The sequence below is a fragment of the Allocatelliglobosispora scoriae genome (assembly GCF_014204945.1).
Lineage (GTDB): Bacteria > Actinomycetota > Actinomycetes > Mycobacteriales > Micromonosporaceae > Allocatelliglobosispora > Allocatelliglobosispora scoriae.
On record NZ_JACHMN010000002.1, the window covers coordinates 298,521 to 315,151 of the forward strand.

The following is a 16,631-nucleotide window of genomic DNA, read 5'->3' on the forward strand; positions in this document are numbered from 1 at the left end:
GCGCCGACGGGCCCACGAATGTCACTCCCCCGTCGCCGGAGCGATCAGCTGAGCCAGTCGGCGCAGGCCACGATAGGCGGCTGTACGAACAGCCCCCGCCCGCTTGCCCAGCACCCGGGCCGCGGACTCGGCGTCGAGCCCGACGACCACCCGCAGCAGCACCGCCTCGGCCTGATCCGGCGGAAGGGTCGCGATGAGGGCGAGCGCCGCGTCGGTGGAGATCGACTCACCCGCCCCGGTCGGCGTGTCGTGTCGGCCCGGCAGCTCGATCAGCGCCTCCGTCGGCACCGTCAGGACGGGACGTCGGCGGTGATGCCGCAGGTGGTCCATGGCCCGGTGCCGGGCGATCGTCACCGCCCAGCCGCGGAAGCCGTTGCCGTCGCCCCGAAAGGAGGCGAGGTCGCGCACGATGTGCAGCCAGGTCTCCGAAGCGACGTCCTCGGCATCGTCACCGACGAGGATCCGCAGGTAGCGCAGCATGCCGGGCTGCACCGAGCGGTAGAGCGTCCCGAACGACTCCTCCTCGCCGCGCCGTGCCCCCGCCAACGCCCGGGTGAGCTCGTCGAGGTTGTTCGGGTCGGCCACCCGGATGCCCCCTTCGTCGCGTCGGCGCACAGGCGTGCGGGCACTGATTGTGCACGGCTGCGGTACCCGGTGTGAACTGCGGCGGCAGGCTCGGCCGTTATGCGGCTTTCATCTGGCCGCCCGGCCTGCCGGGAATCGGGCCGCAGCACCCGCGGATAGGACTACCGGCATTCCACCTAACGGCTATTTGCGCTGGTGACGAGCGCGACAGCCAGACTCAGCGGCGTGGCACAAGGCGCCGACCCGTCGGTAACTTCGGCGCGTGCCCCCGCTCACCGTGCTGATCCCCGCCCACAACGAGGCGGAGACCATCGCCATGGCCATCGACTCCGTCCGCCGGCAGACCCACCCGGTCGACGAGATCATCGTCATCACCGACAACTGCACGGACGACACCGCCCGGATCGCGGCCTCGCTCGGCGCCACGGTCCACGCCACCATCGGCAACCGGCACAAGAAGGCCGGCGCCCTCAACCAGGTCCTCACCGACCTGATCCCCCGCGCCGACGACCGCGACCGGGTCCTCGTCATGGACGCCGACAGCTGCCTCGATCCCGGTTTCGTCGCCGCCGCGCTGCCCTGGCTTCCCGCCGGAAGCAGTTACGGCGGCATCGGCGGCACCTTCCGGGGCAGGCGCTCCGACGGCACGCGGCGCCTGCTGCAGAGCTGGGTCGAGGAGGCGCAGCGCAGCGAGTACGCCCGCTACGAGCGCGACGTGCGACGCAAGCGCGGCGAGGTGCTCGTCCTCACCGGCACGGCGACGATCTTCAACGTGGCGGCGCTGCGCGAGGTGGTCGCCCTGCGCGGGCAGGTCTACGACACCGAGGTCCTCACCGAGGACAACGAGCTCACCTTCGCCCTGCGCCACCTCGGCTGGCAGGTCCGCAGCCCCGCCGGGTGCACCCTCACCACCGAGGTCATGCCGACCTGGGGCGAGCTCTACCGGCAGCGGCTGCGCTGGAAGCGCGGCGCGATGGAGAACCTGCGCCAGTACGGGCTGACCCGCTTCACGCTCAAGCACTGGGGCTATCAGGTGGTCGGCTTCGTCGGCGTCGCCGTCACCGCGCTCTACCTGGCCAGCCTGGCCTACGGCGTAGGGGCGGGCTCGCTGCACCTGCAGGCCCTCTGGATCGGCGTCACGGCCGTGTTCCTCGCCGAGCGCGTCGTGACCGTCCGCAGCCGGGGCCGCCGTCCCATGCTCGTCGCCGCGACCCTTCTGCCGGAGATGGCGTTCGACCTCTTCCTCCAGGCCACGCACCTCAAGGCACTCGCCGACGCGGTCTTCGGCCGCCGACGCGAGTGGTAATCCCTCACCCCAAGGAGAACACCCCCATGTATGGATCAGGAACAGCGGCCGGCGGCGCCACCGCAGGCGCGATGCTGCCGGTCACCGGCTTCAACATCGTCTGGTACGCCGTGGCCGGCTTCACCCTCGTCTCGGCGGGCCTGGCTCTGCTCCGGCTGCTGCCCAAGCGCACCCCGGCTGCCTGACCCGAGCGGCCGTGCTGCCGGCACCCCTGAGGTACCGCCGACAGCACGGCCCGTCCCCTCGGTGCAGGAGGCTGCGCTGCGGAGCCGGGTCTCCTCGGGACCTGATCTTCCACTTATTTGCCTAACATAGGCATGATTGCCCGCAGAACGGTGCAAACATCTATCGTCGATGTCAAGCGGTCGCAGGCGCGGCCGACCGGCGTCCATGGGCACAGGTGTTGACATGACTGATCTGGCGACCCGCCGGGCCGCGACGGCGACGCTCATCGCGACCTGCGTATCCGCCCTCGTCGTGAACGCGAACACCTCCGCCGTGTCGATCCTGCTGCCCGCCATCTCGACGGACACCGGCACTCCCGTGACCACACTGCAGTGGGCCGTCACCGGCTACTCCCTCGTCGGCGCGGCGACGATCGTCACCGCCGGCGCCCTCGGCGACGTCTTCGGCCGCCGCAAGATCTTCATCGGCGGCCTGGTGCTCTTCGTCGCCTCGTGCGCGCTCATCGCGTTGTCCCAGGGCGGTGGCGGGGTCATCGCCGGCCGGTGCATCCAGGGAGCCGCCGGGTCGACCATTCTCGCCTGCGGCATGAGCCTGATCTCGGCGGCCAATACCGGCCAGGCCCAGATGCGCGCGGTCACCCTGTGGGGGGCCGCATCCGCCATCGGCGCGGCCGCGGGCCCGCTCATCGGCGGCCTGCTCGTCGCGACCACCGGTTGGCAGGGGCTCTTCTGGATCGATGCCGTCATCGCCGCTGTCTGCGTACCCGTCACGATCGCGGCCGTCCGGGAATCCAGCGATCCGAACCGACCGCGCTCCATCGACGTCGCCGGCACGGTGCTGATCGCCGCGATCCTGGCACCGATCATCTTCGCCCTGACCGAGGGATCGGCCTGGGGCTGGCTGTCGCCCAGGACGATCGGCTGCTTCCTCGTCTCGATCGCCGCCGCGATCGGCTTCGTCATCGTGGAGAAGCGCATCAGCGCACCGCTGCTCGATCTGCGGCTGCTGCGCAACAGGACGCTCGTCGGGGCGACCCTGGCGATCCTCATCGGCTCCGGCACCCTGAACGCGATCATGTACATCGTCAGCCTGTACTTCCAGAACCCGGCCGCCCTGGGCATGAGCGCGCTGGAGACGGGCTTCGCCACGCTGCCGGTCGCCGCCGCGGCGGTGATCCTCGCTCCGATGATCACCCCGATCGTCGGCGAGATCGGCGCCAGGAGCACGGTCGTCGCCGGTTTCGCCATCATGACCGTCGCGTTCGTCGTCCTCACCTTCGTCGCCGACGACTGGGGGTACTCGAGGTTCGTGCTGCCGCTCGTCGCGCTCGCCGTGGGGATGAGCCTGCAGAACGGCCCGGCGTCATCGCTGTCCACCGCGAGTGTCGCCCCCGAGGAGGTCGGAGCCGCATCGGGCATCTCCAACATGGCCCGCTACGTCGGCGCGGCCGTCATGACGGCGATCGTCGCCTCGATCTACGCCTCGGTCTCCACCAGCCATCAGGCCGCCGGGGACACCGCGAGCGTGGCACTGGCCGCCGCGGTCTCCCGGACCGCCCTGGCGATGGCGATCTGGTGCGCCGTGGGCGTGGCGATGGCTGCCCTGATCGGCCGGTTCCGCCCGGCGAAGCCCCGAGCCGTCGACTACGCCGCCGCGGCCGCCTCCACCACGCACACGCTGCAGACCCGCGTGACGCCCGTCGGGCAGTCGTGAGCGCGTCAAGATTGACGTATCGCTTCGCGGACCGCAGCTCGCGTCTACGCTCAAACAATCGACGACGGAGGGGTTCGGGCCTGCCATGACCGGCGAGCGGCCCCCCGGGAAGCCCGTGGCTGAAGGAGGCGGTGATGTGCCGGTGGCTGGCTTATTCCGGTTCGCCGATCCTGCTGGACGAGCTCCTGTTCAAGCCCGCCCACTCGCTGATCGACCAGAGCCGGCACTCGACCCTGGGGGTCGAGACGACCAACGGCGACGGGTTCGGAGTCGGCTGGTACGCCACCCCGGCCTCGCCCGGGGTGTTCCGCGGCATCGGCCCGGCCTGGAACGACCGCAACCTCGTCAACCTCGCCTCGACCGTCACCGCGCCGATCTTCCTGGCACATATCCGGGCGTCGACCGGAACTCCGGTGCAGGAGACCAACTGCCACCCGTTCCGCTTCCAGAACTGGCTGTGGATGCACAACGGCTCGATCGCCGAATTCGCACGGCTCAAACGGGACCTGGTCCTGGGCGTCGATCCGGGCCTCTACCCGGCGATCGAGGGCTCGACCGACTCCGAGGTGATGTTCTTTCTGGCCCTGACCTTCGGCCTGCGCGATGACCCGCCCGGCGCCGTCGAGCGCGCCGTGGGGTTCATCGAGGCCGTCGCCGCGCAGCACGGGGTGGACCACTCGGTGCAGATGACCGTCGCGACCAGCGACGGGACACGGTTGTGGGCATTTCGCTACTCCACCGTGCGCCAGTCCCGGTCCCTGTTCTACAGCACCGACGTGCGCGCCCTGCGCGAGTTGCATCCGGAGAACGCGCAGCTGCTGCAGGTTTCGGACGAGGCCCGCCTGATCGTGTCCGAGCCGCTCGGGCAGATGGCCGGCGCTTGGAACGCGGTGCCCGAGTCGGCCTACGGGGTGATTCAGGAGGGGCAGGATCTGATCGCCGGATTCCATCCGCAACGGCCATGACCGCTGCGTTTCCGGCGGTCGGCGCAACCGGGCTCAACGGGTCAGGGTGTTCTCCCGGTGCATGCGCGCCAGCTTCTCGGGGTTGCGGACGGTGTAGACCCCGCTGATGAGTCCGTCCTCGACACGCAGCGCCACGATGCTGTCGAACTCCCCGTCGAGCCTCATCACGAGTCCTGGGCAGCCGTTGATCTGCGCCGGTTCGAGCGACAGCGCGGCACCGACCTTGCCCAGGCCCGCGGCGAGCAGGCGGGCCACCTTGTCGGCCCCCACGATGGGCCGCAGGACAGCCTGTTTCACCCCGCCACCGTCGCTGATCACGACGACGTCGGGTGCGAGGATGCTGAGCAGGCTCTGCAGGTCGCCGGTCTCGATCGCGCGCCGGAACGCCTCGAGCGCGATGCGGTTCTCGGCGGCGGATGCCGCCTCCCGGGGCCGGCGTGCGGCGACGTGGCCACGGGCCCGGTGGGCGATCTGGCGAACCGCGGCCGGGCTCTTGCCGACCGCCTCGGCGATCTCGTCGTAGTCGGATTCGAACACCTCGCGGAGCACGAACACCGCCCGCTCCGTCGGAGTGAGGGTCTCGAGCACCAGCAGCATCGCCATCGACAGGCTCTCGGCCAGCTCGACATCCTCCGCCACGTCGGGCACGGTCAACAGCGGCTCGGGCAGCCAGGGGCCGATGTAGGACTCCCGGCGCCGGCTGAGGGTCCGCAGCCGGTTGAGTGCCTGACGGGTGACGATCCGGACCAGGTAGGCGCGATGTTCGCGGACCGTGTCGAGGTCGACCTTCGCCCACAGCAGCCACGTCTCCTGCAGGACGTCTTCGGCGTCGGCGGCCGAGCCGAGCATCTCGTAGGCGACCGTGAAGAGCAGGTTGCGGTGGGCGACGAACGCCTCGGTGGCGGGGTCCGCACTGCCTCCGGTGGCCATGGGGTGCTCCTGTCTGTCGGCTCTGGAGTCTCTCACCCACCAGACACCGGGCCCGGCCGTTCTGTGACAACGGCAGCACAGGCGAAGCGGTGGTACGCGTCACGTGGCCGGCGCTGTCACAGGAAGCGGGCGAGCGGTGTCTCATGCCCGGACAGTCGGCCCGAGTCAAGGAGTGCCCCATGAATCTGTTTCTCTGGATCGTCGCCGGACTACTCGCCGTCGCCTATCTGTTCGGCGGTGGCCTCAAGGTGATCCTCTCGAAGGAGAAGATCGCCGCCTTCGGGCCCAGCGCACGATGGGTCGAGGACTTCAGCGCCGGCAGCGTCAAGGCGATCGGAGCCCTGGAGGTCCTGGGCTCCGTGGGTCTGATCCTGCCCGCCGCGCTCGGCGTCCTGCCGGTTCTGACACCGATGGCCGCCCTCGGGCTGGCGATGATCATGGTCGGTGCGACGATCACCCGTATCCGGCGCGGCGAGTTCACGCTCATGGCGGTGGACCTGGTCTACCTCGCGCTCACGGCCTTCGTGGCGTGGGGCCGCTTCGGTCCGGAGTCCTTCACGGGCTGAGGCGCAACGGCGGCACTACTCGGGGAGCTTCGCGATCAGCACGGTGGCGACCGTGGACCAGCCGAGCGACCGGTAGAGGGCCTGGCCTTCGACGCTGCCGATGAGCAGGCCCCGGGTGGCGCCGGCGGTGACCGCGGCGTCGGCGAGCGCGGTCATCACGGCAGCGCCGAGCGAACGCCGCCGGTGCGCCTCCGCGGTGAGGATCCGGTCGGCCACGGCGGCGGTGCCGATGAGCCCGGCGTACCCGCGGGCGGCCTCCTCGCCGTCGGCGGCCTCGACGCTGACGTGCACCACCGGGCCGGTGACCTCGGTGTGCAGTCGGTAGGGTGCCGCGACCGCGCGGACCGGCTGGGTGCGCAGGTCGGTCTCCATCAGCGCCTCGACCCGCGAGACGAACTCCAGCCCGGCCGCCTCCAGGGTGGCCGCGGCCCGCTCGGGTTCGCGGGTCGGCACGGTCAGCCAGGCCGATTCGGTCTCGGCGCGCAGCAGCTCGGCGAGCCGCACCAGCGAGTCCGGGTCGTCGTCGGCGTGCAGCGCGAAGATCTCCACGTCCCGCGACTGCTGGCGGCACTCGATGCGCATGCCGCCCTCGACCAGGTGGGCGGGCGGCAGGTCCCGGCTGGCGGCCCAGCCGAGTTCCCAGGCGATGAAGGTTTCCCGCAGGTCAGACATCCGGCGATGGTAGCCGCCGGCCGAAACGTGATCGCGGGGACCTCGTGTCGGAGTGACGGGTCACGGGCAGGTGGTGTTCCCGGGCAGCGTGCCGTCGAACAGGTAGGCGTTCGCCTTCTGCTGCACGCACTCCGCACCCGACAGGTAGGCGCCGTGGTAGGGGCCGTCGTTGGTGATGAGCTGCGCGTTGCCGAGCTGCTTGACCAGCGCCGGCGACCACGCGTAAGGCGTCGCCGGGTCGCCCGTCGATCCGGCGACGACGATGGTCGTGGCGCTGGTGGGCGCCGAGACGTCCTTGGCGGCGTTGTCGCCGGCGTAGGGCCAGTCCAGGCAGCGCAGACCGTCCCAGGCCTGCCCCGCGCCGAAGATCGGTGCGGCGGCGGTGAACTCGCCCACGAACCCCTTCACCTGGTCGACGGAGTAGTGCGTGGTGTCGTCGGCGCAGCGGATGGCCCGGTTGGCCTCGTCGGTGTTCTCGAACGTGCCGTCGGCCTGCCGCCCGGTCGCGGCGTCTGCCATGGCGATGAGCCCGGTGGCGTCGCCCTTCATCCCGGCCGCGAGCGCGGCGGTGACCTGGGGCCGCTGGGAGGCCGCACCGACCGCCGAGCCGAGGCCGAGCAGGAACATCTCCTGGGACAGGGTGCGCTTTCCGGCCACGAGCGGTGTGGCGTCGAGCTGCTGCGAGAACTGCGCGATCCTGGCCCGCAGGGCGTCGGTGGTGGTGCCGAACGCGGTCAGCGGGCACGTGCCGCCCTGCTTGGCGCAGTCGGCCAGCAGCGCGGTGAGGTTGGCATCCTGCGCCTTGGCCTGCTCCAGGTCCAGGTCCTTCTGGCTCAGCGTCGGGTCGACGGCGGAGTCGAGGAACATGCGCCCGACCCGGTCGGGGAACTGGTTGGCGTAGTCGGCGCCCAGCCAGGTCCCGTAGGAGACGCCGAAGAAGTTGAGCTTGTCGTCGCCGACGGCCTGCCGGATCACGTCGAGGTCCTTCGCCGCGGAGGCGGTGCCGACGTAGGGCAGGATCTTGCCCGAGTTGGTCTGGCAGCCCTTCGTGTAGGCGCGTTGACCGGCGGCGAACGCCTGGATCTGCGCGTCGGTGGAGGGTGTGTGGTCCAGTCGGAGGAAGGCTTCGTCACCGGCGTTGTCCAGGCACGCGACCGGGCTGCTCTGGCCGACCCCGCGCGGGTCGAAGGAGACCAGGTCGTAGCGGCTCTGCAGGGTGTCGACACTGCCGAGGAGCCATCGGTTCAGCAGCGTCTGTACACCGGTGCCGCCGGGACCGCCGAAGTTGAACACGAGCGACCCGAGCCGGTTCCCGGCCGCCTTCACCCGGACCATGCCGAGCGCGATCCGCTCGCCGGACGGGTTGGCGTAGTCGAGCGGGACCGCCAGCGCACCGCACTCCACCTGCGCAAACCGGGCCTTGCACTGGTCCGGAACGGTCGCCTGACAGGGCTGCCAGGCGACCGCCGGGGCTGCTGACGGGCTCGGCGAGGCGGTCGGCGCGAGTGTCTGCCCGCACGCGGTGGCGGCCACGACGACCAGCACGCTCGCGGCGAGGCCCAGGGAACGTGCTCTCATACGAAAACACTAGGGGCGGATAGTCCACCCATGGCTCATATGCGATAAATACCGGAAACCGGTCACGGCCGGGCGACGGTGACGACGGTGCCCTCCCGCCGGGCGCGCTCCGCGGCGAAGGTCGCCAGGTGCGAGTTGAGGGTCTGCTCCGGCCCCGACAGGATGCCGCTCCGGTCGCCGGTCGCGACGGCGGCGGTAAACGCCTCCATCAGCCCGGCGTCGCCGCCGCCGTGCCCGCCCGCGGCGTCCGCACCACCGGCGGCTGCCGCGTCGTGGCTGGTCGCGGTGCCGGTGACGAAGTCGTGCACGGTCACGGCCGGGCCGTCGCAGACCAGCTCGCCGCGCGTACCGAAGATCCGGGTACGCCGGTGGCCGCCGGTGTTGAACGCGTTCATGGTGAACGCAGCGCTGACCCCGCCGTCGAACTCGATCGCCACCACCTGGTGGTCGACGACGTCGTTGTCGCAGGCGTAGACGCAGCGCCCGTAGGGCCCCTCCCGCAGTGCGGCGGTCAGCGCCTCCTCGGTGAAGACGGGTGTGACCACCGACAGCGGCCAGGCATGCTCACCTCGGGCGAGCTGGTCGAGGTAGAGCCGCGGAGCCGAGTACGGACAGTCGGGCTCGACGGCACACTCCAGGCACCGGTCGGCGGCCCCGGCCGGGCGGTTCTCCGGACGGAAATGGCGCAGCCCGCCGAAGCTGGACACCCGGGCGATGTCGCGGCCCACCACGTGCTGCAGCCAGTCGATGTCGTGGCAGGACTTGGCGAGCAGCATGAAGCTGGACAGGTCCTCGCGCCGCCAGTTGCCGCGCACGAACGAGTGGGCCTGGTGCCAGAACCCGACCGGCTCATGGTGCTGCACCGACACCACCTCCCCGATCGCCCCGCCGTCGATGAGCTGCTTGACCAGCCGGGTGTAGGGGGCGTAGCGCAGCACGTGGCAGACGGCGAGCATGACGCCGGCCTCGTGCACCGCGTCGACGATGCGCACGCACTCCTCGGGGGTCGGCGCGAGCGGCTTCTCCAGCATGATGTGCAGCCCGCGCCGGGCGGCGGCGACGGCCGGGTCGGCGTGCCCGGTGTCCTGGGTGGTGATGACGACCGCGTCGACGCCGAGGCCGGGATCGGCGAGCAGCTCGGCCCAGCCCGGGTGGCGCCCGGCTTCGGGGATGCCGTGCGCCGCCGCGAGCCGCTCGCGGCGGTCCGGGTCGGGTTCGGCGACGGCGACGATCCGGGCCCGGTCGGGGTGGGCCAGCGCCCACCGGGCGTAGGAGGTGCCGCGGTCACCGGCACCGATCAGCGCGAGTCGCACAGGGTCCATGGTCGTCGTTCTCCTTGTCGGTGGTCGGGGCCGGCCGGGCCGCCGGGGCGGTGGCCTGCCTCGTTGGAGCAGGCCAGGTGCCCCGAGTATGTCCCGGGACACCTGGCGGTGGGTACCTACTGGAAGGTGATGTGGTCGATCGTGACGGTGGAGCTGCCGCCGTACCAGAAGCCCATGGCGAGCTGGGACGGCGAGTTGCGGTTGATGCCGTTGGCGGCCATCGGGATCCGGATGTCCTGATAGGACGTGGTGACGACGGGGTGTGCCCCGCCGTCGAGGGTGAAGTCGGCGAAGAGCTTCGTCGACCCGCCGAGCCCGAGGTTGAAGTGGGCCTGCTCGCCCCCGGCCGCGCCCTTGATCCGCACCACGACATAGGTGTACGCGGACAGGTCGACGCCGATGTCGGAGCCGAACCAGCCGCACGCGTTGTAGCGCAGGCTCAACACCCCGCCGGTCACGACACCGGAACCGCCGCCGTCGAGGAAGCAGTTCCCGCCGGTCCACCTGCCGAGGTCGTTCTGCGACGCGGCCGGATAGGCCGGGGTGCCGTCGAAGTCGTCCAGCACCAGCCCGGTCGGCGCCGGGGGTGTCGCGTCGGTGGTGACCGTGACCGTGTTGCTCGCCGCGGAGCGGTTGCCCGCCGCGTCCCGGGCCTTGACCGTGTAGGTATACGCGGTCGACGGCGACCGGCCGGTGTCGGTGAACGAGGTCCCGGTCGGCGACCCGACCAGCGTCGATCCGCGGAACACCTCGTACCCGGTGACGCCGACGTTGTCCGTCGAGCCGGTCCAGGACAGGGTCACCGTCGTGTCGGTGCGGCCGGTCGACGACAGGGTCGGTGTGCTCGGCGGAGTGCAGTCACCCGAGCAGCCGGTCGTCGTCGCAGGCACCGTCGCCGATGGCCCGGACACGTTGCCCGCGGCGTCGACGGCGCGGACCGAATACTGGTAGGTCTGGCCGGGGGCGCGGCCGGTGTCGGTGAACGAGGTGCCCGTGGGCGACGCGGTGAGGACGCCGTCCCGCCACACCTGGTAGCCGGTGACACCGACGTTGTCGGTGGCCGCCGCCCACGACAGCGACACGCTGGTGTTCGTCACCCCCGACACGGCGAGCCCGGACGGGACCGACGGCGGGGTGCAGTCCCCGGTGCAGGTGCCGACGGTGATCGCGGAGGCGAGGACGTTGTAGCCCTTGGCGGCGTCCCAGATGCCGGTGTTGGCGAGGCGGATGGCGTAATCCGGTCGCGACTGCAGCCCGGCGGCCGGGTCCGGCAGCCACAGCGCCAGCCGGTAGGTCCCGGCCACCGCCGCGGCGGGCACGGTGACGCCGGTGGTGACGGTGCTCGGCCCGGCGAGCCAGTTCCGGGCGTCGACGGCGCTCAGCGGCAGGTTGTAGCGCTGGGTGCCGTTGTCCAGGACCAGGTAGGCGGTCCTGGGTTTGATCAGGCCGGACCAGCCGTCGTTGCTGAGGTGCGCGGTGAGGCCGAGGGTCGTGCCGGGGGTGACGCTGGTGGGGAAGGTGGCGTCGAGCAGCCGCAATCGATAGCCGAGCTTGCGTTTGATCCGGGTGAAGCAGGTCTCGGCCGGATCGTTGCCGCCGGCCGCCAGGTTGGCCGCCTTCCACTTGTCGGTGTTGACGGCGGCGTAGTCCTCGTTGATCTCGGTGAAGTTGAGCTTCTGCATCTCGGTCTGCGCGTTGACGCAGGCGGCGTCGTTGTATCCGTCGGCGCCGCAGGTCTCGCCGCCGACCATCTTGTTCTGCCCGGTCGAGGTGGCGAGGTCGTACATCCACTGCTTCTTCTGCTCGATGTAGTACCAGCCCATCCAGGACGGGTTGTCGTAGGTGCCCATGTCGTTGAGGTCGGCGAGGAAGCAGTCGTTGTGGAAGCCGATCCGGTCCTTCTGCGCCTGGGTCAGCGTGCAGCCCTCGGGTACGACGCAGCTGGTCGGATCGGTCACCTCCTTGATGTAGATCGGGTACCGCATGACCAGCGGGATCGTGGCCGGGGTGGTGTCGGCGATCTTCTTCACGATCCGGTAGCGGGCGGGCGCCTCCTCGACCGAGGACGGGTTGGTGAGGCCGCCGGTGTGCCACTCGCCCCAGGCGCCGAGGTAGCCGGTCTCCAGGTGCAGCACGACATCGGCGTTGGCGGTGACGACGGCGTTGATCTGCGTGATGTGGGCGAGGATCTGCGACTCGGCGACGGTGGCGTAACCGTCCCAGGTATAGGCGGGACGCAGGACGATCTTCATCCCGGCGGTGCGGACCGCCGCGAGACCGGAGGCGAGGTTGTCCAGCAGCGCCTGCGGCAGAGCCTGGGTCTTGTACTTGTCGAGGTGCACGTAGCTGTGGATCAGGGTGTTCTTGCCGGCCTTGGCCCGGGCGAAGGTCCGGTCGAGCAGATCGGGGTTGAAGCCGGGGATGGTGGCGGCGTTGACGTAGTCGTTGACGGCCGGATCGTTGATGATCTCGTAGCGGTTGTGGTAGCCGCGCTCCGGGTTGGCGAACGCGGTGGTCAGATCGGCCGGGTAGGTGACGGTGGCGGCCTGCGCGGGCGCGGCGCCGACCGCCACCGCCCCGAGCCCGGCCAGCAGCGCCGTGACGGCGAGCAGCCGCAGGGAACGAGTGGACATGGTGCCTTCCTCAAGGGGGACGAGAGGCCGCCTGGCCGCGATGATCGCGACCAGGCGGCCGACTGCTACTGGAAGGTGATGTGGTCGATCGAGATGGTGGAGCTGCCGCCGTACCAGAAGCCCATGGCGAGCTGGGACGGCGAGTTGCGGTTGATGCCGTTGGCGGCCATCGGGATCCGGATGTCCTGATAGGACGTGGTGACGACGGGGTGTGCCCCGCCGTCGAGGGTGAAGTCGGCGAAGAGCTTCGTCGACCCGCCCAGACCGAGGTTGAAGTGGGCCTGCTCGCCGCCCGCAGCTCCCTTGATCCGCACCACCAGGTGGGTATAGGAGCTCAGGTCGACCCCCACGTCGGAGCCGAACCAGCCGCACGCGTTGTAGCGCAGGCTCAACGCACCTCCGGTCACCGCGCCGGAACCGCCGCCGTCGAGGAAGCAGTTCCCGCCGGTCCACTTGCCCAGATCGTTCAGGTTCGCGGATGGATAGGCCGGAGTGCCGTCGAAGTTGTCCAGCACCAGGCCGGTCGGCGGCGGCGGTGTGGCGGCCGTCGTCACCGTGACCGTGTTGCTCGCCGCCGACCGGTTGCCGGCCGCGTCGCGGGCCTTGACCGTGTAGGAGTAGGCGGTCGACGCCGTCAGCCCGGTGTCGGTGAACGAGGTCCCGGACGGCGAGCCGACCAGCGTCGATCCGCGGAACACCTCATAACCCGTGACGCCCACGTTGTCCGTCGAGCCGGTGAAGGACAGCGACACGGTGGTGTCGGTCTTCGCCGCGGACGACAGCGTCGGCGCGGTGGGTGCCGTGCAGTCCACGGAGCAGCCGGTCGTCGTCGCCGACACCGTCGCCGAGGATCCCGAGACGTTGCCCGCGGCGTCGACGGCACGGACCGAATACTGGTAGGTCTGCCCCGGCGACCGGCCGGAGTCCGTGAACGACGTGCCGGTGGGCGAACCGGCGAGCACGCCGTCGCGCCACACCTGGTAGCCGGTCACACCGACGTTGTCCGAGGCGGCCGACCACGACACGGACACGCTCGTGTTCGTCACCCCCGACACGGCCAGCCCCGACGGGGCCGACGGCGGCGTGCAGTCACCGGTGCAGGTGCCGGTGGTGGCGATCGGGCCGAGGTTGACCCAGCCGTCGGTGCCCTGGTTGGCGTTGGCGAACGACAGCGGCACGGCCGGGCGCCACTGGTCGATGATCCAGTCGGTGAGCCGGCTGGCGGCGGGCCGGGCGCGGAGCACATCCGCGGTGACCGCCTCCAGCGGGTTGCGCACCTTCAGGACCAGGCTGTAACTGCCCGCGGGGACCCCGGCGGTGCTGAGGTTCGCCGAGAAGTTCACCGGGCGGCCGTAATCCAGGTAGGTGGGGTTGCCGCCGACGTTCCAGTCCGGGAACGCGCGGATCTTCAGCGGCTGCACCTGGCGCAGGTCCCAGCTGGTGTCCCAGGTCTTGACGATCGCACCGGCCGCGTTGCGCAGCCCGATGACGGTCGTCCACGGGTAATAGAACGGCGCGACCCCGTTGTTCTGCATCGTCACGCCGACCTTGAAGGTGCCCGGTGCGGTGGCGTTGAAGTTGGCTTGCGGGATGTGCAGGTTGTAGCCCATCTTCCGGACACCGGCCGACACGTTCGGGTCGGTGGTGCTGTAGCCGCCCGCCCCGGTCTGGTTGATCATCCAGGAGATGTGGGTGAGCTCGGTCGCGGCGAGCACGTCGTCGACCTGCCCGTTGCCGCCGGGCCAGCCCGCGTAGAGGCTGCCCTGGATCTCCGGGCGGGCTTCGCCGCCGATGGACTGGGTGATCCACCGGTTCTCGGTGCCGGTGTTGAGCTGGAGCTGCAGGAACGCGTCCTCCCAGCCGTTCATCGACACCGGCAGGGTCATGCCCTTGAGCTGCCCGCCGCGCCACTCCTTGTAGGGCCAGGAGTCGTCGTGGAAACCGATGTTCGCGGTCTCGGTGCCCGCGAGCGGGTAGCGCACCTCGACCTGGATGTTGTTGAACGCCGTGTCGGCGGCGCCGATGAGGGTGCGGATCGTGGCGTCGGTCGGCATCAGGTCGGGGTAGCCGTCGGCGGTGTCCCGGTCGTAGGGCCAGGTGTGCCACTCCCCCCACAGCCCGACCAGGCCGAGAGTCATGAACCCGATGCGCGGGTCGGCGGCGCCGCCGGGACCGCCGTGGTCATAGCGCGCACCGAAGGCGTTCATGAAGCCGACCAGCGCCGCGATGACGTCCGGGTCGTCATAATCGGGGCTGACGGTGCCCCAGAACCCGTTGGTCCGCAGCGCCATCTTGCCGTTGAGGCACGGCGGGATGCCGTTGCCGGGGTGGGTGCCGCTACCGCCGGGGTATTCGACGTAGAACCGGAACGCCACCTGGCGGCCCCAGACGGCCGCCTCGTCGAGGGCCTTCTCGAAGACGGTCCAGTCGAAGGTGGTGCAGCTGGCCGGGTCCTTCATCACCTCGTTGAGGGCGAAGTAGCTCCAGACCAGGCCGCCGGGGTATTTCGACGACAGGTTGTCGCCGGGGAAGTAGTAGGGAGCGAATCCTTTCAGCGGCTGGCCGAGGGGCGCGTCGGCGTACCCGTAGGTGTGGGTGGTGAGGCTCGGGTCCGGGCCGGGGCCCGCCGCCGGTCGCGGCGGTGGGCCCGCCGGTGCCGCGGCCGCGCCGGTGGCGACCAGCGCGAGGGTCAGTGCTGCTGCCGTCGTGGCGGCGAGCAGCGTGCGGATCGATCGCATGTGCCGTGTTCCCTTCAGGACGAAGATCAGGAACATCAGGTGGGTACGGGCGGGGAAAGGCGGACCGTCAGCGGGTGGTGACGGTGCCGAGGGTGAGCCAGCCGGAGTGGATGTCCTGGCTGGTGTTGGCGAACCGCAACGGGATGCCGTTGGGGAGCGGGTTGGCGACGCGCGCGACGATGTCGTAGCTGCCCGCGCGCAGCCCACGGATGTCGATGCGCGCGGTCAGCTCGGCGGGATCCTGGCCGGGCAGGATGCCGGTCAGGTTCCAGCCGGTGCGCCAGCGCTTGACGATGCGGCCGGAGCTGTCGACGGCGGCGAGCTCGGGTGCCCAGTCGTAGTAGAACGGCGCGGTGCCCCGGTTGGCGATCCGCACCGCCACCCGGTCCCGGGACACGGCGGCCTCGGTGACGGTGAGCTCGTAGCCGAGGGACTTCGCGGCGGCGAGGGCGCGGAAATACTCGTCGCCGGTGTAGCCGGTCCCGGCGAACGCCGCGTGGTTGATCAACCAGGAGGCATGAGTCTGCGCGACGGACTGCGGGTAGTCCTCGTACTGGGAGCAGGTGACGGGCTGGTCCCACAGGCAGGACTGGATCTCGGGGCGCAGTTCGCCGCCGACGGGTTCGCGCTGCCACTTGTCGGTGACGCCCTCGTCGATGAGGCGCTGCACGAAGTGCCACGAGGTCGGCGGCAGCGTCTCGAAGGCGAAGGAGTCGTCGTGGTAGCCGATGCCGAGAGTCTTGTTCTGCGCGCTGGGGTAGCGGGCCAGCAGCCGGGTCTTGTTGAACGAGGAGTCGAAGCGGTCGAGGATCCGCTGCAGGATGTCGGTGGAGGGCATCCAGTTCTCCGGCTGGGTCCAGCCGTCGTAGGGCCAGGTGTGCCACTCGCCCCAGAACCCGATCAGGCCCAGGGTGAGGAACCCGATCCGCGGGTCGCCGTCGTATCTGCGGCCCAGGGCGGTGATGAAATCGTCGATCGCGGTGACGAGGCGGGGGTCGCTGTAGTCCGGGGAGACGCTGACGCCGTTGTTGCCGAAGTCGGGGTAGGGCCGGGTGACGAGACCCTGGTCGAGCAGGTACTGCGGGATGCCGGAGGGCTTCCCGGGGTAGTCGAGGTAGAAGCGGAACACGGCCTGGTGGCCGCGGGCGGCGATGGCGTTGAGCTGCCGTTCGAGGGCGTCCCAGCGGAACTGCTTCGGACCGGTCATCACGTCGCGGACCGGCAGGTAGAACCATTCCTGGCTGTAGGGGAACGTCTGATAGCTGCCCGCGAAGGGCATGAAGCCCTTGAGCGGGTTGTCGGCGGGGGCGGAGGCGTAGGACAGCGCCGTCCACTGCGGCGCGGTGGGTGCGGGTGTCGCCGCGGCGGGCGTACCCGCGGCGAGGGTGAGCGCCGCCAGCAGGGCGGCGGTGAGGCGCAGTGCTCTTCTCATGGGTG

At 70.5% G+C, this 16,631-nt stretch carries 13 protein-coding genes; 5 read left to right on the plus strand and 8 right to left on the minus strand.

Going from position 1 to position 16,631, the window contains the following annotated elements; genetic code table 11:
• Positions 1-21: 21 nt before the first annotated feature.
• Positions 22-585, minus strand: coding sequence for an RNA polymerase sigma factor (locus tag F4553_RS07330; RefSeq protein ID WP_312875127.1), 564 nt, complete (start codon positions 583-585; stop codon positions 22-24).
• A 262-nt stretch (positions 586-847) separates the two neighbouring features.
• Between F4553_RS07330 and F4553_RS07335 the strand changes: the two genes are divergently transcribed.
• The 4 genes from F4553_RS07335 (at position 848) to F4553_RS07350 (ending at position 4,755) form a co-directional block, all read left to right on the plus strand.
• Positions 848-1,891, plus strand: coding sequence for a glycosyltransferase family 2 protein (locus tag F4553_RS07335; RefSeq protein WP_184833811.1), 1,044 nt, complete (start codon positions 848-850; stop codon positions 1,889-1,891).
• 26 nt (positions 1,892-1,917) lie between these two features.
• Complete coding sequence (locus F4553_RS07340) at positions 1,918-2,076, plus strand: LPXTG cell wall anchor domain-containing protein (protein ID WP_184833813.1); 159 nt, start codon at positions 1,918-1,920, stop codon at positions 2,074-2,076.
• Between the two features lie 223 nt (positions 2,077-2,299).
• Positions 2,300-3,790 (plus strand): MFS transporter, encoded by a 1,491-nt coding sequence (locus F4553_RS07345; protein ID WP_246466216.1) that lies wholly within the window; start codon positions 2,300-2,302, stop codon positions 3,788-3,790.
• Between the two features lie 134 nt (positions 3,791-3,924).
• Complete coding sequence (locus tag F4553_RS07350; RefSeq protein WP_184833817.1) at positions 3,925-4,755, plus strand: class II glutamine amidotransferase; 831 nt, start codon at positions 3,925-3,927, stop codon at positions 4,753-4,755.
• Positions 4,756-4,788: 33 nt separating this feature from the next.
• Here F4553_RS07350 and F4553_RS07355 read toward each other — a convergent pair whose 3' ends face one another.
• Positions 4,789-5,685, minus strand: a complete 897-nt coding sequence (locus F4553_RS07355) for an RNA polymerase sigma-70 factor (protein ID WP_184833819.1) — start codon at positions 5,683-5,685, stop codon at positions 4,789-4,791.
• A 179-nt stretch (positions 5,686-5,864) separates the two neighbouring features.
• Here F4553_RS07355 and F4553_RS07360 point away from each other — a divergent pair, with 179 nt between their 5' ends.
• On the plus strand, positions 5,865-6,251 hold the full coding sequence (locus tag F4553_RS07360; RefSeq protein ID WP_184833822.1) for a DoxX family protein: 387 nt from the start codon (positions 5,865-5,867) through the stop codon (positions 6,249-6,251).
• Between the two features lie 15 nt (positions 6,252-6,266).
• On the opposite strand, the gene F4553_RS07365 is transcribed toward F4553_RS07360, so the two are convergent.
• The 6 genes from F4553_RS07365 to F4553_RS07390 all read right to left on the minus strand — a co-directional run bounded on the left by F4553_RS07365 (position 6,267) and on the right by F4553_RS07390 (position 16,626).
• Entirely contained in the window at positions 6,267-6,923 is a 657-nt protein-coding gene (locus F4553_RS07365) for a GNAT family N-acetyltransferase (RefSeq protein ID WP_184833824.1), read from the minus strand.
• A gap of 60 nt (positions 6,924-6,983) precedes the next feature.
• Entirely contained in the window at positions 6,984-8,501 is a 1,518-nt protein-coding gene (locus F4553_RS07370; RefSeq protein ID WP_184833826.1) for an alpha/beta hydrolase, read from the minus strand.
• A gap of 62 nt (positions 8,502-8,563) precedes the next feature.
• The gene (locus F4553_RS07375; protein ID WP_184833828.1) at positions 8,564-9,823 is read right to left on the minus strand and encodes a Gfo/Idh/MocA family protein; all 1,260 of its coding nucleotides are present in this window, start codon (positions 9,821-9,823) and stop codon (positions 8,564-8,566) included.
• A 116-nt stretch (positions 9,824-9,939) separates the two neighbouring features.
• Complete coding sequence (locus F4553_RS07380) at positions 9,940-12,456, minus strand: DUF4832 domain-containing protein (protein ID WP_184833830.1); 2,517 nt, start codon at positions 12,454-12,456, stop codon at positions 9,940-9,942.
• A gap of 65 nt (positions 12,457-12,521) precedes the next feature.
• Positions 12,522-15,194: a fibronectin type III domain-containing protein gene (locus tag F4553_RS07385; RefSeq protein ID WP_184833832.1), complete on the minus strand. Its 2,673-nt coding sequence runs from the start codon at positions 15,192-15,194 to the stop codon at positions 12,522-12,524.
• Between the two features lie 67 nt (positions 15,195-15,261).
• A complete protein-coding gene (locus tag F4553_RS07390; protein WP_184833834.1) occupies positions 15,262-16,626 on the minus strand; it encodes a DUF4832 domain-containing protein in 1,365 nt (454 codons plus the stop codon).
• Positions 16,627-16,631 lie beyond the last annotated feature (5 nt).

Bases quoted from the DNA above. Each gene is read 5' to 3' on its own strand.
- F4553_RS07340 (WP_184833813.1), top strand. From the start codon at position 1,918: ATGTATGGATCAGGAACAGCGGCCGGCGGCGCCACCGCAGGCGCGATG.
- F4553_RS07345 (WP_246466216.1), top strand. From the start codon at position 2,300: ATGACTGATCTGGCGACCCGCCGGGCCGCGACGGCGACGCTCATCGCG.
- F4553_RS07350 (WP_184833817.1), top strand. From the start codon at position 3,925: ATGTGCCGGTGGCTGGCTTATTCCGGTTCGCCGATCCTGCTGGACGAG.
- F4553_RS07355 (WP_184833819.1), bottom strand. From the start codon at position 5,685: ATGGCCACCGGAGGCAGTGCGGACCCCGCCACCGAGGCGTTCGTCGCC.
- F4553_RS07360 (WP_184833822.1), top strand. From the start codon at position 5,865: ATGAATCTGTTTCTCTGGATCGTCGCCGGACTACTCGCCGTCGCCTAT.
- F4553_RS07365 (WP_184833824.1), bottom strand. From the start codon at position 6,923: ATGTCTGACCTGCGGGAAACCTTCATCGCCTGGGAACTCGGCTGGGCC.
- F4553_RS07370 (WP_184833826.1), bottom strand. From the start codon at position 8,501: ATGAGAGCACGTTCCCTGGGCCTCGCCGCGAGCGTGCTGGTCGTCGTG.
- F4553_RS07375 (WP_184833828.1), bottom strand. From the start codon at position 9,823: ATGGACCCTGTGCGACTCGCGCTGATCGGTGCCGGTGACCGCGGCACC.
- F4553_RS07380 (WP_184833830.1), bottom strand. From the start codon at position 12,456: ATGTCCACTCGTTCCCTGCGGCTGCTCGCCGTCACGGCGCTGCTGGCC.
- F4553_RS07385 (WP_184833832.1), bottom strand. From the start codon at position 15,194: ATGCGATCGATCCGCACGCTGCTCGCCGCCACGACGGCAGCAGCACTG.
- F4553_RS07390 (WP_184833834.1), bottom strand. From the start codon at position 16,626: ATGAGAAGAGCACTGCGCCTCACCGCCGCCCTGCTGGCGGCGCTCACC.